The sequence below is a fragment of the Kitasatospora sp. NPDC058048 genome (assembly GCF_042885555.1).
In the GTDB taxonomy this organism is placed as follows: Bacteria; Actinomycetota; Actinomycetes; order Streptomycetales; family Streptomycetaceae; genus Kitasatospora; species Kitasatospora lactacystinica.
Genome location: NZ_JBHVRT010000040.1, coordinates 74490 through 96160 on the forward strand (window position 1 = coordinate 74490; position 21671 = coordinate 96160).

A 21671-nucleotide genomic window follows, 5' to 3' on the forward strand; every position below is an offset into this window, starting at 1 on the left:
CCTGGTTCTGGGGAATGACCTGTGGGTCTGCGTCAAGACACGGGACCGGTTTCGGCGGCCTGTTCCAGCAGAGCCCGCGCGGAGTCCGCGTAGCGCATCGCGGTCTTCTCGTCGAGCCCGAAGACTTGGGCGAGGTGGAGTGGGTCGGGGCCTTTGACCATGGCTTCTTCGAGCTGGCGGTCAGCGCGGAGTTTCTCCAGGGTCGCGTCCTGGCCGCGCATGGGAGCGCTGATCCAGTGGTTGCTGGCCCGGCTGGTGGTGTTGGCGGTCTGGTTGTTGATCAGCAGGTGGAGGTTCGCGGTGTTGGGCCACCGGTTTCGCCGGTGCTCCAGCCAGTCCAGCAGCAGTTTCAGGGTGAGGTCGTCGAGCGGGCGAACGCGTCCGGCGATGGTCAGCCGTCGGTTGCCGAGGTCGATGTCGTCAAGCATGAGTGTGCCGATCCGGGCGACCCGGGCGGCATGGACCGTCGCGAGGGCGAGGATGAGCCGCGTCGCCGGGGTGGTGGCCGCCGCGACGGAGCGGTCGACCTGGGCGGGGACGAGCGGTTGCAGTACGGCGTACTCGTACTGTCCGACCTTGATCCGGCTGGTCGGGCTGCGGAAAATCAGCCCGTTCCCTTTGGCCCAGGTGAACAGCGAACGCAGGGCGACGAGTTGGTCGTGACGCTGGCGGCCATGCAGTGTCTTGACGTAGGTCAGGACGTCGTCGCGAGTCACTTCCCGCAGGTGGTCATAGCGGTTCGACCATTCCAGCAGGGCCGGCCGGACACGGTTGAGGGAGAGCCAGACCGTGCCCTCCCGTCGCGGGAGACTGCGGGGGCCACCGTCGCGCAGGACGCGGGTCCAGCGCTCGGCCTTCGAGCGGATGCCGGGTGCGAGACCCTCCAGCCTCTCGGCGAGCCAGCCCTCGAAGGAGGGTTCGCTGTCGTCCTCGAAGATCCCTATCTCTTCCAGGACCGTGACGACGTGGCCGAACCGCAGGTCCAGGGCCCGCAGCGGGGCGAAGATCTCCGTGTGCCGGATGACGTCGCCCTCGACGTAGCCGGTGAGGACGAGGGCCAGGCCGCGGTTGACGGCGAAGCGGATGCCGCGTTGATGACGCTCCTTGAACTTCCCCACCCGGCGCTTAAGGTTGGCCAAACCTCCTCTCTCAATTCCCCACCACCTTGATGAGTGGATCAACGAGCGCGAAGATGCGTGGATTGTCGAAACCAGGGGAGGCGCAGTGAGTCTGGGAACGGTCGCGATAACGGGGGCGGCGGGCACCATCGGTTCCGTGGTGCGGGAGGCACTGCGACACGAGGCGACACGGTTGATCCTGCTCGACCGCGTGCCAATCCGCCAGGAGACCGAGAACGAGGACACGCACACCGTGGATCTTCGGGACGCCGCCGCCGTGGAGTTCGCCCTTACGGGAGCCGACCGCGTGCTCCACCTCGGCGGCGTCCCCGACGAGGCGCCCCTTTCGGACCTGCTCGAAGCCAACGTACTTGGCACACACCACGTCCTGGAGGCGGCGCGACGCAAGGGAATCGAGCGAGTGGTGCTGGCCAGCAGCAACCGTGTGACCGGCTTTTACCCCGCCGGACATCTCAGCAGTCCACAGGAGCCAGTACGCCCTGACGGCCTCTACGGGGTGAGCAAAGCGGCTGTCGAGGCCCTCGGGCGGCTGTACGCCGACAAATTCGGTCTCTCCGTTATCTGCCTGCGTATCGGCAGCTTTGAGCACGTGCCTGCCGAGCCGCGGCACTTGGCGACCTGGCTGAGCCCGCGAGACGCCGTCGGTTACATCCTGGCCGCGCTGGCCGCACCGCCCTCCACCCGCTTCGCCACCGGTTACGCCGTCTCCAACAACACCCGCCGCTTCTGGGAACTCCCCGACCCGACGGAACTGGCCTACACCCCTGTCGACAACGCCGAACTCCACGCTGCGGACATCCCCGGGACGGATCTCCCAGTCGACCCGACCGCCCCCCAGGCCGGCCTCTACGCCCTGCCCCAGTTCACTCTCAAGCACCTTCGGCCCTGACGCACACGGCCATCGCTGGGATGAGTTCTCTCAGCGCCTTCTCCTGAGGAACGACGAGCAACGGTGGGGATTCTCAGAGATCGCCATCAGCGTTCCCAGCCACGGGCCTCCGCGAGCTGGTAGGCGAGGTACTTCACCCAGGCCAGCCAGGGGCTGGCCAGGTCGGCGTCGGCCGGGTCGAGACGGCCGTGGTCACGCGGGACCTGCCCGTGCGCCGTCGTACGGCGCAACGCGATCAGGTCCCGGTCCACGTCGTCCAGGAAGAAGAACCGCTCCAGCTCCGGCCGCGTCGGCTCCTCCACGAACCGTCCGTACGCCGTCGCCTGCACATCAGTAAGAAATCCCACCGGCACCCGGTGGACGGTAGCCACCCGCCATCCGAGCCCACTGGACTTCCAGAGAAACCTGTCACCGTATCCCGGAACTGTGTTAGAAGCTGTTGCCATTCCGGGCTTGAGGGCTGCGTTTTCGCTGGTCATGTATAGGGTCGGCGGTCTCGGGGAGTGGTGACGTGTCGAGTCGTCGCTCTGGTGGAGGTCGGGGATGCCGTCGGTCGTGGGGCTGTTGGAACAGCGTGAGCTCACCGCTCGCCGTCGCATGGACGAGTTGCGGGAGGAGGCCGACCGCATTAGGGCGCGTATTCGGTTGTGATCAATTTGCGGGTTTCGCCCTCATGGTTGCCCCTGATCCGGTAGACCCTGGTGCGTGACCCGTGTGCAACTTACTGACAGTGAATGGGAGTTCATCGAGCCGTACTTGCCGATCGGCGAGTACGGCCCCTACCCCGAACGGCTGCGCCAGCAGTTCGAGGGCGTGATCTGGCACTTCAAGACCGGCAGCCAGTGGCGCGAGATGCCCGGGGAGTTCGGTGCCTGGTCGACCGTCCACAACCGCTTCCGGCAGTGGAGGGACGCCGGCGTCTTCGAAGCCCTGCTGGAGGGTGCGATCGCGGAAGCCGCCAAGCAGGGCGAGGTGGACTTGTCCCTGGTCAGCGTGGACTCCACCACCGTCCGGGCCCACCACGACGCCGCCGGGATGCACCTGGACCCCGATGCCATGGCCGCCTTGGAGAAAGCCGCCGACGAAGCGGAGAAAGCCCGACAAAAGGGGGCAGCCCGCAGGAACAAGACGGGCAGGACGACCCGGGACGGGAGGAGCGGCGACGCATCCGGCGCCGCCGCAAGCTCCGTTTGAAGGCCGCCCTGCTCGGACGCTCCAGAGGCGGGCAGACCAGCAAGGTCCACGTCGCCGGGGAGCGCAGGTGCCGCCCGGTGGCGTTCGTCCTGACCGAGGGCCAGACCGCCGACAGCCCGCAGTTCATCACCGTGCTGCGAAAAGTCCGGGTCCCCGGGCCTGTCGGCCGTCCTCGCACCCGGCCCGACGCGGTCGCCGGGGACAAAGCCCACTCGTCCCGGGGCAACCGCAACCACCTGCGCAAACGCCACATCAAGGCCGTCATCCCGGAGAAGATCGACCAAGCCGCCAACCGCAGGAAGAAGGGCCGCAAGGGCGGCAGGCCCGTCAGCCACGATGCCGAGCTCTACAAGGAACGGAACACCGTCGAGCGCCTGATCAACAAGCTGAAGGCCTGGCGAGGCATCGCCACACGCTATGACAAGACCCCGGAGAGCTACCTCGCCGGCCTCCACCTTCGCGGCGCGATGATCTGGATCAAGGACCTCACCAGAACCGCTTGATCACGACCAAATACGCGCCCTAGCAGCGCCTGTCCCGCGTCCCGGTCGGTGGCCGAGGCCGCGGCGACCATCACCGCCAACAGCAGCCCCAAAGTGTCCACCACGATGTGCCGTTTGCGGCCGTTGACCTTCTTTGCGCCGTCGAAGCCCCTGCTCGCGGCGGGCACTGATGCGGCGGCCTTGACCGACTGCGCGTCGATGATCCCGGCGGTCGGCTCCGGATCCCGGTCGGCGGCCCGGCGGACCCGGTCGCGCAGCCGGTCGTGGAACTCGGCGACCAGGCCGGTGTCGCGCCACCGTCGGAAGAAGGCGTAGACACGATCCCACTCGGGGAAGTCCGCCGGCATCGCCCGCCAGGTGATACCGCCGGCGACCAAGTAGCGCACTGCGTCGACCATCTGACGGTGGCAGTAGCCCTCCGGCTGCCCGCCCCGGCCTTCCAGCCAGGCGGGGACGGGCATCGCGTCGCGCACGACGGCCCACTCCGCATCGCTCATGTCGGACGGATACCTCGGTCGCCTGTACGGTCGGTCGCCGGCATTCCCGAACTGATGAGCGAGGCAATCACACTCAGGTGAAGCCGAGTTGGCGCCAGCCGGTGCGAGGCCATAGGACAGCGACAACAGGGCCTCCTGATGTGCTCGAGGTCTCAACAGCCCCGAGCTGCACCAGAGGCCCTGTTTTCATGCACGGACAGACCGAAGATCGCCCGACCGAGCCGCCGCACTCGAACCCATGCTCACCAAGATCGTTACGGCAACTGCTTCTAAACGGCCGCACATCCTTGGGCCGGTGGGCCGTTCGCTTATCAATCAGAAGGGAGGTTCGAGATCGCCGCGGCCATCGCTGTGTGGCCCGCAGTCCCAGGGCTCCTCCTGAAAAGGTTCAATGTCAGTGACGTCGTGGCCCCATGCTTCGAGGGCCTTCCAGGCAACGCGCCGGTCAAGGGCGTCGCTACTGGTGTCCAGGATGCGGCGCGCGTGCACGACGAGGTGATCGCGGTGCTGGGCGAGCGCGGGGTGTTCGGCGAGGATGAGCGCGGCGAGGCCGGCGGCTTCGCGCACATCCTCGTGACTGTCCTGCAGGAAGGGCGCGACGGCTCGATAAAGCATCGGGCGCAGGTCCCGGAAGGCCGCCACGATGCTGCCGGGAGTGAGGAAGCCAGGGAAGTACTGCTCGATGCGGTCGACAATCTCGTCGGAGGCGTCGTAGGCCGTGGAAACCAACCAGTTCAACAATGTCGCGCGGAAGGGGACGTTGCGGTACGGTCGAAGGGTCATGGCCGCCGGGTGGGTGAGGGTGCCGGCGACATACATGGCGACGGGGGCGGTGGCTTCGTAGATGGTGTTCTGGTGGCCGACCAGCTCACTCAGTTCCGACAAAGCGGTGACCTGCACCTTGGGATCAGGCTCCAGCAACCGTGCCAGGACTTTGGGCAGGCACTCACCGTTCCCGAAAGCTGTCTGGAGCGAACCCCAATTAGTCTCCGCCAGAACTGCCTGGTAGGGCGGCAAGTCAGGCTCGCGGGGCGCCCCAGCCGTGAGGCTGCTGTGGTTCACAGGCCAACCCTAGACCAGACTTCTGACACGATTCCTGTCCGGGTCAGTTAGAAGCCGCTGCCCTTCCGAGAGTGACGGGTGCGTTTGCGCTGGTCAGGCATGGGGTCGATGCTTCGGCGGCAGAGACGAGGTGTTGTGTCGTCTCGGCGGTGGAAGTGCCGGGATGCCGTCGGTAGGGCCTCCTGGTGTGCTCAAGGTCTCGACAACCCCGAGCTGCACCAGAGGCCCTGTTTTCATGCACGGACAGACCGAAGATCGCCCGACCGAGCCGCCGCACTCGAACCCATGCTCACCAAAATCGGTACGACAACGGCCTCTAACCCTGCCTTCGGATTGGGAATCGCTTCACATCAGATCGGCAAGGGCTCAGGTACTCGTCCGTGCCGACAGATGACGGCCCAGGTGGGAGGCGGTCAAAGTGTCGTGCTCTCGCACGATGTCCGCAGGGTGGCCTTCGGCGACGATGCGGCCGCCGTCGTCGCCCGCACCCGGACCGAGGTCCAGGACCCAGTCCGCGGCGGCGACGGTGCGCAGGTCGTGTTCCACCACGACGACCGTGTTCCCGGCGTCCACCAAGCGCTGCAGCTGCCCGACGAGGAGGTCGATGTCGGCGGGGTGCAGCCCGCTGGTGGGTTCGTCGAGGAGGTACAGGGTGTGGCCGCGCGGCGCGCGGTGCAGCTCGCTCACCAGCTTGATGCGCTGAGCTTCCCCGCCGGACAGCGTCGTGGCGCTCTGGCCCAGCGTGAGATAGCCCAGGCCGATGTCGGAGAGGAACTTGAGGATGCGGGCGGCGGGTTGCACGTCCTGGAGGAACTCGAGGGCCTCGTCCACGCTCATCGCCAGCACGTCGGCGATGGTTCTGTCGCGGTAACGCACCATGAGCGTGCCCGGGTTGTAGCGGGCGCCCTTGCAGACCGGGCAGGGGGAGGTCTCTGTGGGCAGGAAGAGGAGTTCGATGCTGACGACTCCGTCGCCCAGGCAGTGCGGGCAGCGCCCCTGTGTCACGTTGAAGGAGAACCGGCTCGCGGTGTAGCCGAGTTCCTTCGCGGCGGGCTGGGCGGCGAACAGCTTGCGGACGCTGTCGAACAGACCGGTGTAGGTGGCGAGGTTCGAACGCGGTGTGCGCCCGATGGGCTTCTGGTCCACGACCGCCAGCCGGTCGATGTCCTCGAGCCCGGAGCCGGCCCGTACCGTCACGCGGTCCTCCTCCAGGTCCCAGACCGGCACCCCGGCCTCCTCCTCGTCGACGGTCTCCACCGACGCGGGACTACGGGCGATGTCCTGCGCGGTCTCATCGTCGTAAAGGTGGTCGCGGACCGTCTCCGCGAGGGCACGCCGTACGAGGGTCGACTTCCCGGACCCGGAGACGCCGGTGACCGCGGTCAGCGTACGCAGCGGGAAACTCGCGTCCACGTCATGGAGGTTGTGGCCGGTGACTCCGGTGAGGCTCAGCCAACCGTCCGGCTGCCGGGGCTTCTCGGGGCCGGGCACCGTGGGCGCGCCTGGCGTGAGGTACCGGGCTGTCACCGATTCCTCTGCCTGGTCGAGCTGCCCGGCGGGGCCGTTGTACAGGACCCGCCCGCCGTGGCGGCCCGCACCGGGACCCATGTCGACGATCCAGTCGGCCGAGGCGAGGACCTGGGCGTTGTGTTCCACGACGAAGACGCTGTTCCCGGCTCCTCTGAGCCGTCGCAGCGCGGTGAGCAGCAGCTCGGTGTCGGCGGCGTGCAGGCCGGCAGAGGGCTCGTCCAGGACGTACAACACGCCGAACAGGCCGCTGCGGAGCTGGGTGGCCATGTGCAGGCGCTGGAGTTCGCCGCTGGAGAGGGTCGAGGTCGCGCGTGCGGTCGCGAGGTAGCCAAGGCCCAGGTCGATCAGTGTGCCGAGCTGGTCCTGGAGGCCGCTGATCAGGGCGTGCGCGGCCTGCCTGCGTTCGGCGGGTAGGGCCAGGGTGTCGGGGTGGTCGCGCGCGGTCTCCAGGAAGGCCGAGAGCTGGGTCAGCGGCATCGAGGTGGCGACGGAGATGTCCTGCCCGGCGATGGTCACCTCCAGGGCCTCCGGGTTGAGCCGCTTGCCGTGGCAGGTCGGGCAGATCTCCTGGGTCATGAAGGAGACGGCCTTGGCCCGCAGGTGCGCTGCTTTGGAGGTCGCGAAGGTGTGCAGCACCCACTTGCGGGGGCTCATGTAGGTGCCCTGGTAGGAGCGTGCGATGCGGTGTGCGTCGCGGATCGGGTGCACGGTGACCGTCGGCTGCTCGTCGGTCGTCAGCAGCCACTCGCGGCGGGCCGCAGGCAGGGTACGGAAGGGCACGTCGATGTCCACGCCCAGCTCGGCGAGGATGTCGCGGTAGTTCTTGCCCTGCCAGGCGCCCGGCCACGCGGCGATCGCGCCCTCCCGGATGCTCAGGGAGTCGTCACCGACGAGCTTGCCGTCGTCCACGGTGTGCAGGCGCCCCAGACCGGAACACGTCCGGCACGCGCCCACCGCCGTGTTCGGCGAGAAACTGTCCGAGTCCAGCGGCGCGGCGTCCCGGGGGAACGTCCCGGCCAGATCCTCGGGAGTCCGGCCCGCCGGGTAGGTGCCGGCGCGGGAGTACAGCATGCGCAGCACGTTCGAGACCCGGCTGACGGTTCCCACCGTCGAGCGCGTGCTGCCCCCGCTGTGCTGCTGGCGCAGGGCGACGGCCGGCGGCAGACCGGTGATCGCGCCGACCCTGGGCGCCGATCCCTGGTCGATCAGCCTGCGGGCGTACGGCGCGACGGACTCGAGGTAGCGCTGCTGGGCCTCGGCGTAGATGGTGGCGAACGCCAGCGACGACTTGCCCGACCCCGACACCCCGGTGAAGGCCACCACCTGGTCGCGCGGCACGTCCACATCGACGTGGCGCAGATTGTGCTCGTCGGCACCCCGGACCTTGATCAGTCCGTCGTGACCGGCGTCCTGCGGTGCGGTGTGCGACGGGGCAGAATCCATTCGTGCGTGCAGTGCCATAGGTGAAACGTATCCCGCTTCCCGAAGCAGCCTGGGACGGCTCATGTTGCGCCGCCGACCGACTCGCGACTACGAGACCCTGCCGACCGGCTCCGAAGCCGTGATGCACATCGTCTCGATCGACCACCTCGCGAAGCGCATAACGGACGAGACCACACCAACCTGGCGAGGAAACCACTAGGACATAAAGGGCAATCCGTCTACATCGAACGCCCTCTGATGCCCAGGCGTGATCGAAATGTGCGCAGCAGTCCGTTCTCTGCTGGACAGGGGTACGGCGGGTTGAGGGTTTTCAGGGTGCGCGCACCAGTGCCTCGACCGCGGTCGCCGCGGCGTGCTCGATGAGTGCGATGCCGGCTTCCCGTGTGGGCTGACCGTCGGTGAGTACGACGACGAGCAAGGTGTGTCCAGCGCGTTCGACGATGCCCATGCTGTTGACGGCCCATAGCTGAGGTATTCCGCCCGGGAGCCAGCCGTTCTTCAGTACGGGCAGGTCGCCGGGCGCTCCCGCGGCGCCGACGCCCCAGTTCTGTCCGTCGGTGATGGCGCTCATGAGGGCCCGCACGTACGACCGGGATTCGGCGTTCAAGGGGGAGTCCTGCGTGAACACGGCCTTCAGGAGGGAGATCTGGTCACGGGCCGTGGTCCGGGTCAGTCCCCAGGCTCCCCTTTGGCCCGCGTGTGCCGGGGTGAGTCCGAATCGGGCGTTGGCCGCGTCCAGACCTTGGCGTCTGCCGATGTCGATCCAGAGTTGCTGTGCCGCGTCGTTGTCGCTGACGCGGATCATGTCGGAGGCCAGCTGTCGCTGAGCAGGGCTGAGTCGGCCTCCGCGGTCCTGCGTCTGCAGCAGCAGGGTGGCCAGAATGTCGACTTTGATGATGCTCGCGGAGGTGAAGGTCTCGGTGGACGAACCGTAGGTGGCCGAGCGGCTCGCGGTGAGGTCCTCGACGGCGAGAGCGTACCGGCCGTGGTGCGCCCCGAGCCCGTCGAGCGCGAGGCGCACGGCCTGCTCCGGCGTTGTCGTACCCGCGACGGCAAGTTCTTGCCCGGAAGGCGTGCCTGGCGCTGACGGGGTTGACGTCGGCAGTGGGTCAGGAGGGGCGCCCTCGGCCGGACCCGAGGTCGGGAACAGGACGTGGGCCACCATGGCGGCGCCCATGAGTACGGGCATGACGAAGGCTGTCCGATGCTTCATGCGGGCACTCGCTTTCCGACGTCCGGGCGCGCGGACATCGCCTATTGGCGTGCAAGGGCGTGCAGGGGTTCCGGACGTGCCGCCGTGCGTGCTCGGTCCGGTGCTGTCCGCCTCAGCGGCGGCCGGTGCGGCTCACCCGCCGCAAGATCTGGCGATCTTCGCTGTCTCGTCGATCTCGATCGGGAAGTCGTGCCGGCCGCCGAGGTTCACGGTCCATCCGTGGGTGAGAGTTCCGGACGAGCGGTTGTCGGCGAGCCAGAAGGGGGGTGCGGTGAAGGAGCAGGTGCCGGCGGTCGGGCCCTGGCCCCGGTCGGATCGAAGGTCTTCGGTCACGAACTGTTTCCCGAGCCTCGCCATTGCCGTGGAGTCACCGGACTTGGTGGCCGCCACCAGCCCGCCGTAAAAACCGGAAACCGTGGGGTCGCCCCCCTTGCTGCCTCCGGCGACCGTTGTGCAGGTCAGGTCGGTCACCTTCCCCGTGGCCCCGTCGAAGTCCAGGGAAGGGGCCCGGTCGAGCCGTTCGACCCCCTGGTACAGCAGGACCTCACCCGACGCCAGCACGCCGTCGACCGAGGCACCGCAGGTCACACCGCGGGAGTCGGCTCCCCAGATCCGTCGGTACGTGGACTCGTCGGCGAACAGCGCTGCCACCTCTGCCGGATCCACCTCGGAGCGGGTGGCCGGATTCTGGTAGCGCAGGGCAGAGAGGAACAGGGTGTTCGTCGTCCGGGCCGGGTCGGCACGGGGGGCCGGTTTCGAAGCCGGTGCCGAAGCCGTGGGCGAGGACCGCTCGATGGGCGGGGGTGTAGCAGGCATCTCGGTGCTCGACGCGGTCGATGCCTGTGCGGGTACCGGGGCACGGTCGTGATCCGCTTGGGACACGAAGCCGGCGCCCAGGGCCACGATCACCACGGCCGCCGCCGCACCTGTCTGCAGGCGCCGGCGGCGCCGGCGTACCGACCCGATGAGCTCATCGACGTCGTAGCCGCGCGACGGTTCCTGCCGTGAACGGTCGCGCATGGCCGCGGCCAGCTCCTCCTCCAGGTCGTAGTCCTTCATGCCACCCCTCCCGAACGTGTGTGCAGTGCCTGTGCATCGACGGTCGACCGGAGTTTCGACAGGCCCCGGGCCACCTGGGATCGGACCGAGCCGGCCGAGATGTTCATCAAGTGGCCGATCTCCGCGTCGTCGAGATCTTCGAAGTACCGCAGCACCAGTACGGTGCGCATGCCGATCGGCAGGGACTGCAGCTCGCGCATCAACTCGTCGCGGACCACGAGACCTTTGTACGGATCGACGTACCCGTCCCCGATACCGTCGTCCAGGGGTACTTCCGCACGTCCACGTAGTTTGCGCCAGCGGTCGTTGGCGAGGTTCACCAGGATCCGGCGCGCATAGGCCTCCGGTGCGTCGGCGGAGCGAATCCGGCGCCAGTGCCGACAGACCTGCTCCAGCGTGGACTGCACCAGATCGTCGGCCACATGACGCTCGCCGGTGAGCAGCAGTGCGGTCCTGAAGAGGGCCGACGACCGTGCATGCACGAATGCCGTGAAGGCAGGGACGTCAGCACTTCGCATGGTCACCCGGCTCGTGACTCTTGAGCATCTTCGCCTCTCCCGAAGCCCCCTTGGCTCCCCCGCTCAACCTGACGGAGCCCGACTCGCGACTGCTGCACGCGATCTCCGGTCGTGACGCAAGCGTTATCCCGGGTACGGGGCCTCGGCCGCCCTGCCGGACCGCCCCCCGGAGCAGACCGCCGACCTGCTCGAACTGCTCGCCGACGTCCACCCGGTAGGGACGACGGAGCAGTGGCGCTACCGCTTCCACGACCTGCTCGGGGAGTTCGCCGCCGAGCGCGCCCTCCAGGAGGAGCCCGCCGAGGCGCGCGAGGCGGCCGCGCTGCGGCTGGGCGTCTGGTACGCGCTCGCCCTGAAGACTGCCGGGCCCTGGGCACCCTGAGCCACGTCGCCGTCACGCTGGCCAACCTCGGCGACTCCCTGCGGGGCCTCGGCCGGCAGGAGGACGCCTTCGCCGCCCTCGACGAGTCCTTGGCGCTGCGACGCCGCCTGGGGGCCATGAGCGGCATCGCCGACTGCCTGATCATCACCGGCCGGGCCCACGCCCATTTCGGCCGGCTTCCGCAGGCCCGTACCTGCTTCGAGCAGGCTGCCGAGATCAGCGGGGACCACGACATCCCGGCCCTGCTCCAGCAGAGCCTCGACGGACTGGAACTGCTCCGCGACGTCCGGTACTGACCGCGAGTGCGCCGCCCGAGGGTCGAGGCCCCCGGGCGGCGCCGGCCGTACGGTCAGCCGGTGGGCACGCCGGTGGCCACCTGGCCGAGGTCGTTCCAGCCCCCGTGGCCGTCGCCGCCGTTCCAGGTGTAGACGTGGGCGGCGTTGGACGGCGTGTCGGTGAGGACGTAGTCCGCGTTGCCACCGCCGTTGAAGTCGGCGAACTGGACCTTGTCCTGATCCGCCGTCACGCCGGAGGCGATCTGGCCGAGGGCCACCCAGCCGCCGCCGGGGTCGCCGCCACGGTTCAGCCAGACCCGTACGGCGCCGCCGGAATCGACGACGGCGTAGTCGACCTTCCCGTCACCGTCGAAGTCCGCGAGGCGGACGCGGCCGGGGTCGGTGGTGAGCCCGGTGGCCACCTGGCCGAGGGGCTGCCAGCCGCCGTGCCCGTCGCCGCCCCGGTTGAGGTGGACCTGCACCGAGCCGTCCGCGTTGACGACCTCGTAGTCGGCCCTGCCGTCACCGTCGAAATCCGCGAGCTTCACCCGGGCGGCGTCGGTCGTGAGACCGAGGGCGACCTGACCGTAGTCCTGCCAGCCCCCTTGCCCGTCACCGCCCTTGTTCAGCCAGACGTGCACCGAGCCGTCCGGGTTGACCACCTCGTAGTCGGCCCTGCCGTCGCCGTCGAAGTCGGCGAAGCGCACCCGGCCGACGTCCGCGGTGGTCCCCGTGGCGACCCGGCCGGCGGGCTGCCAGCCGCCGCGCCCGTCACCGCCCCGGTTCAGCCAGACGTCGACCGCGCCGTTGGCGCCGACGGCGATGTAGTCGACCCTGCCGTCACCGTCGAAGTCCGCGTACCGGACGTGGCCCAGCCCGCCCGAGTCGTTGGCGGCGTTGGACGCCACGGACGCCTTGGCCGCGCCGGCGGAGTACGCCTGGTCCAGTCCCGTGAAGAAGGCCTGCGCCATCCGCTGGAAGCCGCTGTCGTTGGGGTGGAGGCGGTCGGCCATCCCGGAGGGCGTCAGGGCCGGCGGGTCCACGTAGCGGAAGCTGTTCCCCGCCTGGGCCTCGACCGCCTGCAGCTGCCGGGCCCGGTCGTTGAAGGTGGACGGCGGGACCTGGAGACCCTGGGTCGTCGGGATCACGCCCTCCATGACCACCGAGACGCCGGGCCGGTCCGCGAAGATCCGGTCGAGGAGGGCCTTGAGGCGCTCGGGCGCATGGACCGGGTCGGTGCTGCGGTCGAGGTCGTTCACCCCGATGTGCAGCAGGACGACGTCCGGGCGGGCCTCGGCGAGCCACTGGTCGATCCCGGCGCGGATGTCGTCGATCATGAAGCCGGAGTGGCCCTCATGGGCGAGGCCGGGCAGCTGCCCGCCGGCCTGGGAGCCGACGTAGCGCACGGCATAGCGGGACTGGCCGGCGACCAGGCTCCACAGCGGGGCCCGGTAGGACGATCCGGTCGGGCTGCCGGCGCCCGCGGTGATCGAGTCTCCCAGCGGCATGACGCGCAGCGAGGGCACCGCGGTCGTGACGGTGGCGGCCGCCGGCGCGGCGTGTGCGGCCGGCGCGGCCGGGGCGGCGGCCACGCCGGCCACGCCCAGTGCGGTGCTCAGGCCGAGCAGCAGGATGCGTTTCAAGGTTCCCCCCAGGGCGTAGGTGTGGTGATGGTCGATGTGGGAGCGGAGGCTTCGGCTGACGGACCGAAGCCCCCGGGTCACGGCGGTGACGCGGCTCAGGCGCCGGCGGCGACCTGGCCGAGGCTGGTCCACCCGCCGTGGCCGTCGCCACCGTCGTTGCGGTAGGCGCTGACCGAGTTGTTCGGGTTGGTGGAGATGTAGTCGACCCTGTGGTCACCGGTGAAGTCGGCGAGGACGACCGCGTTCTGGTCGGTGGTGGTCCCGGTGGCGATCTGGCCGTGGTCGGCCCAGCCGCCGTGGCCGTCGCCGCCACGGTTCAGGTAGGTGATGATCGAACCGTTGGCGCCGATGGCACTGTAGTCCGCCCGGCCGTCGCAGTCGATGTCGGCGAGGCGCACCCGGCTGGGGTCGGTGGTCAGGCCCGAGGCGGTCTGGCCGTAGTTGGCCCAGCCGCCGCCGGTGTCGCCGCCGCGGTTCAGCCAGACGTTGACCGCGCCGTTGGAGCCGACGGTGATGTAGTCGGCCTTGCCGTCGCCGTCGAAGTCCGCCCACTTCACCCGGCCCGTGCCCGCGTCCGTGCCGGCGTGGTGGTCCGGGACCCTCCTGATCATGCGCCACTGGGCGTTGCTGCCCTGGAAGCCCGGCATGCACGCCGGGGTCTGCCCGTTGAGGATCTTCAGGTAGCAGCCATTGGGGCTGTTGATGGTCGTCCAGTCGCCCTCGGTGGAGCCGAACTGCCAGGCGAGGTTGTAGTCGCCGGTGTTGCGGCCCACGGACAGGGCGTTGCCGTAGGAGTCGGCCGCCAGGCAGGAGCCGCGGGTGTTGAGGTCGACGAGGTGGTTGTGGTCGCTGACGCCGAACCACTGGTCTTCGCTGCTGCCGCAGGGGTGGAGCTCCATCTGGTACGGGTTCACGTCGGACGACGCCTCGATGCACAGGCCCGTCGCCTGGTTCTGGATCTCGAACGCGTAGTAGGGATGCGCGGACGCCTGCCCCACGGAGACCGTCAGGCCGGTCAGCGTCATGGCGACCACGGTCAGGGCCGCCCCGATGCGGCGGAGTCGGAGGGTTGCGGTTTTCACGTGTCCTGCCTCTGGTGTCGGGAGCGCGCCCGGCCCCGGGCTTTCGCTGCGGGGGGGCGGTCACGCGGGGACGACCAGGAGGCTGGCAGGGCGGGCCAACAGCGGCCCAACAACGCCCCAACCGCCGTCCGTTGCGGGCGGGGCGGTGGTACCGGACGACCTGGGGATGCTTGTCCGCTTCTCGTCCACCGCGCCGGCGTTGGACGGTGCTCGTCCGGTCAGCCCAGCGATGCGCTCGCCGCGCGCAGTTCGTTCAGGGCGGCCAGGGTGTACCCGGCGAGCTCGCCCTCGGCGCCGCGGTCGTCCTCGGCCCATTCGGCGTACCCCCGCTTGAAGGCGAGGACGCCCAGCTCGCCCGCGAGGGCCGCGGTCGGGTCGGGTACACCGCGGGCGATCAGAGCGGTTGTCATCGCGGCCGCGAGGCTGACGGTCTTGAGGGTGTCGCGCTCCTGCAGCTCGGCGCTGGCGGCGACGGCGGCCTTCAGGCGGGGGGCGAGCTCGCGACTCCCGGGGCCCATCGCGGTCGAGGCGCGTTCGAGACCGGCGGCGACCGCCTCGAGCGGGCTGGCGTCACCGGGCGCGTCGGCGATCCCCTCGGCCAGCAGCCGGCTCAGCGTCTCCTGCCCGGCGACCAGCAGCTCGCGCTTGTCGGGGAAGTGCCGGAAGAAGGTGCTCTTGGTGACCCCGGCACGCTCGGCGATCTGCGCGACCGTGGTGGCGTCGTACCCCTGCTCCGTGAACAGGTCGACCGCGGCCACGACGAGGCGTTCACGCGCACCTGGTTCCCATCGACCCATGGAGTTCAGCATACGCGATGGGACTCTTGTCCCATCACTCTGCTACGGTGATGGGATAAGAGTCCCATCACTTCTGGGAGGGTTCCATGCGCGTCTTCGTCACCGGCGGCACCGGTCTGATCGGTTCCGCCGTCGTCACCGAACTCCTCGGCCACGGCCACACCGTCCTCGCCCTCGCCCGCTCCGACGCCTCCGCACGGGCCGCCGAGGCGGCCGGCGCCGAGCCGCTGCGGGGAGGCCTCGCCGACCTGGACGCCCTGCGCTCCGGCGCCGCCCGGGCCGACGGGGTGATCCACCTGGCCTTCGGCAACGACTTCAGCAGCCCCGAGGCCCTCGCCCGGAACATCGCCGAGGAGACCGCCGCCCTCACCACCCTCGGCGAGGAACTCGTCGGCAGCGACCGCCCCCTGGTCACCGTCTCGGGTACGCCCTGGGTGCCGGGCCGCGCCTCCACCGAGACCGACCCGGTGCCCACCGACGGGCCGGTCGGCGGCCGCGGTCGCACGGTCACCACGATCCTGGGCCTGGCCTCGCGCGGGGTCCGGAGCACGTCCGTACGCCTGCCCCGCACGGTTCACAACGAGGGCACGGGCGGGTTCGCCGGCCTGCTGACCGACATCGCACGCCGGAGCGGGATCTCCGGCTACCCCGGCGACGGCACCCAGCGCTGGCCCGCCGTCCACGCGCTCGACGCGGCCGTTCTCTTCCGGCTCGCCCTGGAGCAGGCGCCGGCCGGTACCGCCTGGCACGCCGTGGCCGACGAGGGAGACCAGGTACGGGACATCGCGGCCGTCATCGGCCGACGACTGGGCCTGCCGGTCGCGTCGGTGCCGGAGGAGACCTACGGCCCGCTCGGCCCGATCTTCAGGGCCGACCAGCCCTCGTCCAGCACCAGCACCCGGCAGGCGCTCGGCTGGAAGCCGAGGCACCCCGGCCTTCTGGAGGACCTGGAGAACATCCAGCCCTGACCGGCGACCGACACTCCCGTCGCAGCGACATCCCGCATCCGCGCATCCGCGCATCCGCGAATCCCGCGGTCGGCGCATCCCGAGGTCGGCGCACAGCGGCTCCCGACCCGTTCCCGCACCGGCGCCGATGCCCCCGCGGCCCCCGCCGCCGGGACCGAGCCGGCCGCGTGGCAGCGACGCATCCCGCATCCCGCACCACCCGCGCCCGTGCGGCAATTCATCTCCACAACAAGCAGGAGGTTCCATCATGGTGGCAGTCGTATTCGGCGCCCGCGGCAACGTCGGTCGTCATGTGGCCGGTGGCCTGCTGGCCGCCGGTGAGCAGGTCAGAGCGGTCAGCCGGACCCCGGGCGGGGGCTCGACGCCCGGGTGCGAAGCAGTCGTCGCCGACCTGGAGCGTCCCGAGACGCTCCCCGCAGCGCTCGACGGTGCCGACAAGGTGTTCCTGTACGGAATGCTCGACCCCCGGAAGCCCTACGACATCGAGAAGGTCACCGCTGCGGCCGCGGCCGCGGGGATCCGGCAGGTGGTCCTGCTCTCGTCGGTGTCGGTCGTCCTGGATCCCGACGCCGACCACCCGGTCACCCGCCTGAACCGCACGATCGAGCAGGCCGTCCAACGGTCCGGCATGGACTGGACGTTCCTCAGGCCGGGGACCTTCGCGACCAACACCCGCACCTGGTGGGCCGAATCGATCCGCACCGACAACGTCGTCCGCCTTCCCCGTCCACTCGCACAGTCGGCACCGGTGCACGAGAAGGGCATCGCGGCGCTGGCGGTGACCGCCCTGACCGAACCGGGCCACTCGCACCAGGCCTACACCGTCTACGGGGCAGAGTCCCTGACCCTGCAACGCCAGGTCGAGCACATCGGCGAGGCCATCGGCCGTCACATCCGGGTTGAACACATCTCCGACGAGCAGGCTCGCGCGGAAGTCGCCAGAACCATGCATCCGGTCGTGGCCGAGGCGATCGTGAGCCAGTGGGCCGCCGCCGACGGCGTCGCGGCCACGACCTCCGCCATCGCCGAAAAGATCACCGGCGCTCCGGCACACACCTACGCCCAGTGGGCCGTCGACCACGCCGACGACTTCCGCTGAGCCCGTCGCGCCGACCGGCCGTACGGGGCCCGCCCTGCTCCGCACTCCGGTTTCCGCCGCCCTGGCCAGCACCCCGTGCGGGGCGGTCGGCAGCACCGGCCGCCGACCGCCCCGCAGCCGCGCTACTATATTGAACACGTTCAAACTTGATGGGCTGGATCCGCTCCGGGATCCGCTCCGAACTCGGCCAGGGGGACACGTGGCACCAGGAAACGGTGTGGATGTGGCGTCGCGCGCAGTGATCACTGTGCTCACGACCTGGGCGACACTGATCGCGCTCCTTCTCCTGCCGGCACTGCTGCCGAATCGATGGCAGTACTACATCTACTCACCCGCCAGCGTCGCTCTGTGGATGCTGTCCATGCTCGTCGGTCCGGCGCTGGCATGTGCCGGCAACCGGCACTGGATCCGCAACGGCGTACGGAGAGCCTCAGCCGGCGCAAGCCGGACCTGACCGAGCGGATCCGCCGCCGTACGCCGTCGACCACCCGATGGACGCCGCCGTCTTCGTCGACGAGCTGCGCGAGCAGATGACCACCGAGCCGACCCTGCTGAACGACCGGATGCCCAAGCCGAGCTGGCGGGACATCGCCGAGCGGAAGTCCGGGGCGATCCGGCTCACCCCGGACGAGGCCCAGCCCGAGCCGCGCAACCTGCGAAGGACCAAGAACGAGGTGCAGCGCCGGTGGGGCATCGTGCCGCTCATCCACATGCCGAATGAGGCCGTGCTGCGTACGGTGCCTGGACGCCGCCACCTCGGTCTCCGGTGGTGGCGGGCGCTCGGCGAGCGTGCTTCGGGGGAGCTCGAAGGGCCCGGCCTCCCACTGCTCGGGAGGCCGGGACGAGCACCCCGCCGAAGGACGCCCCGGCCGTCGGTACGACAACGGCTCGATCGGTTTCCACAGTTGGTCCGACACGATCCACGGACGAGACTCCCGCTTATCGGCCCCGCCTGCGCGGAGGCGGCCCGGAGAAAACTGACAGCTCGCCACCGATGCCGAAAATGACCGCCTGCCCCTGTGCGGTGCGCGGGCGGCACTGCAGAGGAGGCCAACTGATGGAGAGCACCGTGCGGGCCCCCGCCGGACCGTGACCCCGGCCCCGCCGGTCCGCTCCGCTCCGGTCCGCCGCCCGAACTTCCCCATGCGGCTGCGCCGTCGCCTACAGTGAGAGCTTCTTGCGGACGGGACCGGGTGACGGCACGAGCGGGGAGGGGGCCGGAGTGGAGCGACGCGTGCGTCGGACCGCGGCGGCCGCGCTGTCCTGGGCGTTCCTCGCGGCCTGGGCCGTCTGCCAGGTCCTCCTCGGCACGGCAACGGGCGCGGCGCAGCCGGCCCTCGGTGCGCCGCCCGCCGTCACTGCCCCGGCCGCCTCGGCCGCCGTACGGCTCGGTCCGGCGGGCGCGGAGGTCCGGCGCTCCGCGGACCGTCCCGGCTCCGACGTCGCCCAGCGGCAGACGGCCGCCGCCGAGCCCGGTGTCCGGCTGCCCGCGCTCCCGCCGGCCGTGCTTCCGGTCGCCCGGACGGACGCCCCCCGGTTCCGGCCCGGGCTGTACGCCGCGGGGCCGCGCCAGGAGCGGGCGCCGCCGTCCGACCGCTACGACCCCCGCCACACCCGCGGTCCCCCCTCCACCCGGTCCAGCTGACGTCCCATCGCGCCCGCCGACCCGGGTGCCGCGGCCTGCCCGCGGCCCGGACGGGAGGCCTCCGGCCACCGTACCCGGAGTGTTCCCGGCGGCGCGCCGTCCCCTCGCGTCCGCCCGTCCCGGGTGCGGCGTCCCCCCGAGGACGCCCGGCTCCCGCGGACCGCCCGTGGAGTACCCATGCCTTCTCGCCGTACCGCGTTCTGGCGCGCGCTCGTCGCGCTCGCCGTCGTCGGTGTCTCGCTCTACATCGCCCTGACCACCCCGCCCCGCCTCGGCCTCGACCTGCGCGGCGGCACCCGGATCGTCCTGGAGACCCAGGACTCGCCCACCGCCCGCGCCGACGCGGACGCCACCGACCGGGCGCTGGAGGTGCTGCGCCGCCGGGTCGACGGCCTCGGCGTCGTCGAACCCTCGCTCGCCCGCGCCGGGGAGCGGCGCATCGTCGTCGAACTCCCCGGCGTCCAGGACCCCCGCGAGGCCGCCGGGGTCATCGGCCGCACCGCCCAGCTCACCTTCCACCCCGTCGTCGCGACCGCCGACGGCCCGGCCGGACCCCCCTCGGCGGACGGCTCCCGGGTCCTCGCCGACCCCGGCCTCCCCGGCGGCCACCTGCGGCTGGGCCCGCCGGCGCTGACCGGCGACGGCGTCAAGGACGCCTCGGCCGTCCTCGACACCCGGACGGGCCTCGGCTGGAGCGTCGACCTCTCCTTCCGCGGCTCGGCCGGCGACGCCTGGGCCCGGCTCACCGGGGAGGCGGCGTGCGCCGCGCCCGCCGACCCCGCCCGCCGGGTCGCCATCGTGCTCGACGACCGTGTCCTGTCCGCCCCCGGTGTCCAGGAGAGCGTGCTCTGCGGGCAGGGGATCACCGGCGGTTCGACGCAGATCACCGGCGGCTTCTCGGCCGACGAGGCCCGCGACCTCGCCGCCCTGGTCAAGGGCGGCGCCCTGCCCGTCCCGGTGACGGTGATCGAGCAGAGCACCGTCGGTCCCACCCTCGGCGCCGAGGCGATCCGGGCCAGCGCCCTGGCCGCGGCCGTCGGCCTGCTCTGCACCGGGGCCTTCATCATCGCGGTGTACCGCCTGCTCGGCGTGCTGGCCACCGTCGCTCTCGCCCTCTACGGGCTGATCTCGTACGCCGCCGTGGTCGCGCTCGGTACGACGCTCACCCTGCCCGGGCTGGCCGGCTTCGTGCTCGCCATCGGCATGGCGGTGGACGCCAACGTGCTGGTCTTCGAACGGGCCAGGGAGGAGTACACCGCTCCTCGGGCGGCCGGCCCCGGCAAGGAGCGCGACCTGCGGCGTCCGCTCCGCGTCGGGTTCGCGAAGGCGTGGAGCGCGGTGGCCGATTCCAACGTGACGACGCTGCTCGCCGCCGGTCTGCTCTTCGTGTTCGCCACCGGCCCGGTCAAGGGCTTCGGGGTGACGCTCTCGATCGGCGTGCTGGCCTCGATGTTCTCGGCGATGCTGATCACCCGGCTGCTCGCCGAGTGGGCGGTGCGCCGGCCCGCCGTCGTCCGGCGGCCCACCCTGACCGGCATGGCCACCGTCGGCCGGCTCCGGACCCGGCTGACCCGGCGGCCGCCCCGGCTGATGCGCCACCGGCGGCGCTGGCTGGGCGCCTGCGCCGGCCTGCTGCTGCTCGCCCTGGCCGGGATCGGCGGGCGCGGCCTGGACTTCGGCGTCGAGTTCACCGGGGGCCGGGTGGCGCAGTACACCGCCGCGCAGCGGGTCGACGCGGACGCCGCCCGCGCGGCGGTGGTCGGCGCCGGGTTCCCGCAGGCCGTGGTGCAGACCACCGGCGACACCGGCGTGTCCGTCCGCACCAAGGAGACCGGCGACGACCAGCAGCAGCGCATCCGGGCGGCGCTCACCGGCGTCACCGGCGAACTGTCCGTGGAGCGCGACGAGTTGATCGGGCCGAGCCTCGGCAGCGAGCTGCGGGGCTACGCGCTGGCCGCGCTCGGGCTCGCGGTCGGCGCCCAGCTGCTCTACCTCACGATCCGCTTCCGGTGGGCCTTCGCGGCCGCCGCGGTCCTCGCGATGGCGCAGGACCTGCTGCTCGTCCTCGGCCTCTTCGCCTGGCTGGGCAAGCCGGTGGACAGCGTCTTCCTCGCCGCGCTGCTCACCATCGTCGGGTACTCGGTCAACGACACGGTGGTGGTCCTGGACCGGCTGCGCGAGCTGCGCCGGACCGGGACGAAGGCGAGCTGGGCGGACCTCGCGGACCGCGCCGTGGCGCAGACCCTCCCCCGGACGGTGAACACCGGCATGGGGGCGCTGTTCGTCCTGGTGGCCCTGGCGGCCCTCGGCGGCGACTCGCTCGCCGACTTCTCGGTGGCGCTGTTGGCCGGGGTCCTGATGGGCACGGCGTCGACGGTGTTCACCGCGATGCCGGTGGTCGTGCTGCTCCAGGAGCGGTTCCCGGACCAGCCGCGGGAGGCGAGGGAGGCACGGACGCCTCACGCGGCGGGCGCGGCGCGGGGGCGCGACCACAACGGGGCGGTGGTCTGAGCGGCGCCGGTTGGGAAGGCTGTGCGTTTCGCGACCGGCCGGCCGAGTGCGGTCGGCCGGCCGCGCCGGGGAGGGCTGTTGCGCGCTGACCGCGCCATGGGCTCGACCTGTCGTACGTGCCGCCGCAGGGCCGTCGAGGCGCCGTGACCGGGGATCTCCCCTGGTCACGGCGCCTTTCGGCGTTCCGGGCGAAGTCCGCGGAAAATTTCTTCGAACCGACCT

At 70.8% G+C, this 21671-nt stretch carries 17 protein-coding genes and 3 pseudogenes; 9 read left to right on the forward strand and 11 right to left on the reverse strand.

The window, feature by feature from the left end:
• Nucleotides 1-32: 32 nt before the first annotated feature.
• Nucleotides 33-1118: a hypothetical protein gene (locus ACFVVA_RS32725; protein WP_387694382.1), complete on the reverse strand. Its 1086-nt coding sequence runs from the start codon at nt 1116-1118 to the stop codon at nt 33-35.
• Between the two features lie 106 nt (nt 1119-1224).
• On the opposite strand from ACFVVA_RS32725, the gene ACFVVA_RS32730 reads away from it, so the two are divergent.
• Nucleotides 1225-2028 (forward strand): NAD-dependent epimerase/dehydratase family protein, encoded by an 804-nt coding sequence (locus tag ACFVVA_RS32730; RefSeq protein WP_387694383.1) that lies wholly within the window; start codon nt 1225-1227, stop codon nt 2026-2028.
• A 179-nt stretch (nt 2029-2207) separates the two neighbouring features.
• Here ACFVVA_RS32730 and ACFVVA_RS32735 read toward each other — a convergent pair.
• Nucleotides 2208-2381: pseudogene (locus ACFVVA_RS32735) on the reverse strand (DUF4158 domain-containing protein); the annotation flags it as partial.
• 352 nt (nt 2382-2733) lie between these two features.
• Here ACFVVA_RS32735 and ACFVVA_RS32740 point away from each other — a divergent pair.
• Nucleotides 2734-3725 (forward strand): annotated as a pseudogene (locus ACFVVA_RS32740) (IS5 family transposase).
• On the opposite strand, the gene ACFVVA_RS32745 reads toward ACFVVA_RS32740, so the two are convergent.
• The 3 genes from ACFVVA_RS32745 to ACFVVA_RS32755 form a co-directional block, all read right to left on the reverse strand.
• Nucleotides 3659-4222, reverse strand: a complete 564-nt coding sequence (locus ACFVVA_RS32745; protein WP_387694384.1) for an IS5 family transposase — start codon at nt 4220-4222, stop codon at nt 3659-3661. The pseudogene ACFVVA_RS32740 and the gene ACFVVA_RS32745 overlap by 67 nt on opposite strands.
• 315 nt (nt 4223-4537) lie before the next feature.
• Nucleotides 4538-5284, reverse strand: a complete 747-nt coding sequence (locus tag ACFVVA_RS32750; protein ID WP_387694385.1) for a hypothetical protein — start codon at nt 5282-5284, stop codon at nt 4538-4540.
• A gap of 366 nt (nt 5285-5650) precedes the next feature.
• Nucleotides 5651-8257 carry an ABC transporter gene (locus ACFVVA_RS32755; RefSeq protein ID WP_387694386.1) on the reverse strand — a complete coding sequence of 869 codons (2607 nt, stop codon included), beginning with the start codon at nt 8255-8257 and terminating at the stop codon, nt 5651-5653.
• A 46-nt stretch (nt 8258-8303) separates the two neighbouring features.
• Here ACFVVA_RS32755 and ACFVVA_RS32760 point away from each other — a divergent pair.
• Nucleotides 8304-8456 (forward strand): annotated as a pseudogene (locus tag ACFVVA_RS32760) (IS5/IS1182 family transposase); the annotation flags it as partial.
• A gap of 111 nt (nt 8457-8567) precedes the next feature.
• On the opposite strand, the gene ACFVVA_RS32765 reads toward ACFVVA_RS32760, so the two are convergent.
• The 3 genes from ACFVVA_RS32765 to ACFVVA_RS32775 form a co-directional block, all read right to left on the reverse strand.
• Nucleotides 8568-9278, reverse strand: coding sequence for a serine hydrolase (locus tag ACFVVA_RS32765; RefSeq protein ID WP_387694387.1), 711 nt, complete (start codon nt 9276-9278; stop codon nt 8568-8570).
• Nucleotides 9279-9602: 324 nt separating this feature from the next.
• Complete coding sequence (locus tag ACFVVA_RS32770) at nt 9603-10529, reverse strand: hypothetical protein (protein ID WP_387694388.1); 927 nt, start codon at nt 10527-10529, stop codon at nt 9603-9605.
• Nucleotides 10526-11047: a SigE family RNA polymerase sigma factor gene (locus ACFVVA_RS32775; protein WP_387694399.1), complete on the reverse strand. Its 522-nt coding sequence runs from the start codon at nt 11045-11047 to the stop codon at nt 10526-10528. The genes ACFVVA_RS32770 and ACFVVA_RS32775 overlap by 4 nt, the downstream gene beginning before the upstream one ends.
• Nucleotides 11048-11278: 231 nt before the next feature.
• Here ACFVVA_RS32775 and ACFVVA_RS32780 point away from each other — a divergent pair, with 231 nt between their 5' ends.
• On the forward strand, nt 11279-11725 hold the full coding sequence (locus ACFVVA_RS32780; RefSeq protein ID WP_387694389.1) for a tetratricopeptide repeat protein: 447 nt from the start codon (nt 11279-11281) through the stop codon (nt 11723-11725).
• 53 nt (nt 11726-11778) lie between these two features.
• Here ACFVVA_RS32780 and ACFVVA_RS32785 read toward each other — a convergent pair whose 3' ends face one another.
• The 3 genes from ACFVVA_RS32785 to ACFVVA_RS32795 form a co-directional block, all read right to left on the reverse strand.
• On the reverse strand, nt 11779-13347 hold the full coding sequence (locus ACFVVA_RS32785) for an FG-GAP-like repeat-containing protein (protein ID WP_387694390.1): 1569 nt from the start codon (nt 13345-13347) through the stop codon (nt 11779-11781).
• Nucleotides 13348-13442: 95 nt separating this feature from the next.
• Nucleotides 13443-14429 carry an FG-GAP-like repeat-containing protein gene (locus tag ACFVVA_RS32790; RefSeq protein ID WP_387694391.1) on the reverse strand — a complete coding sequence of 329 codons (987 nt, stop codon included), beginning with the start codon at nt 14427-14429 and terminating at the stop codon, nt 13443-13445.
• 218 nt (nt 14430-14647) lie between these two features.
• A complete protein-coding gene (locus tag ACFVVA_RS32795; protein WP_387694392.1) occupies nt 14648-15226 on the reverse strand; it encodes a TetR/AcrR family transcriptional regulator in 579 nt (192 codons plus the stop codon).
• Between the two features lie 86 nt (nt 15227-15312).
• On the opposite strand from ACFVVA_RS32795, the gene ACFVVA_RS32800 reads away from it, so the two are divergent.
• From ACFVVA_RS32800 to secD, 5 genes are all read left to right on the forward strand, one after another.
• Nucleotides 15313-16194 (forward strand): SDR family oxidoreductase, encoded by an 882-nt coding sequence (locus tag ACFVVA_RS32800; RefSeq protein WP_387694393.1) that lies wholly within the window; start codon nt 15313-15315, stop codon nt 16192-16194.
• Between the two features lie 247 nt (nt 16195-16441).
• Nucleotides 16442-17293, forward strand: a complete 852-nt coding sequence (locus tag ACFVVA_RS32805; RefSeq protein ID WP_387694394.1) for an NAD(P)H-binding protein — start codon at nt 16442-16444, stop codon at nt 17291-17293.
• Nucleotides 17294-17510: 217 nt separating this feature from the next.
• Complete coding sequence (locus ACFVVA_RS32810; protein WP_387694395.1) at nt 17511-17747, forward strand: hypothetical protein; 237 nt, start codon at nt 17511-17513, stop codon at nt 17745-17747.
• A 780-nt stretch (nt 17748-18527) separates the two neighbouring features.
• Nucleotides 18528-18938 (forward strand): hypothetical protein, encoded by a 411-nt coding sequence (locus ACFVVA_RS32815; RefSeq protein ID WP_387694396.1) that lies wholly within the window; start codon nt 18528-18530, stop codon nt 18936-18938.
• A 177-nt stretch (nt 18939-19115) separates the two neighbouring features.
• Entirely contained in the window at nt 19116-21449 is a 2334-nt protein-coding gene (gene secD, locus ACFVVA_RS32820; RefSeq protein WP_387694397.1) for a protein translocase subunit SecD, read from the forward strand.
• Nucleotides 21450-21671 lie beyond the last annotated feature (222 nt).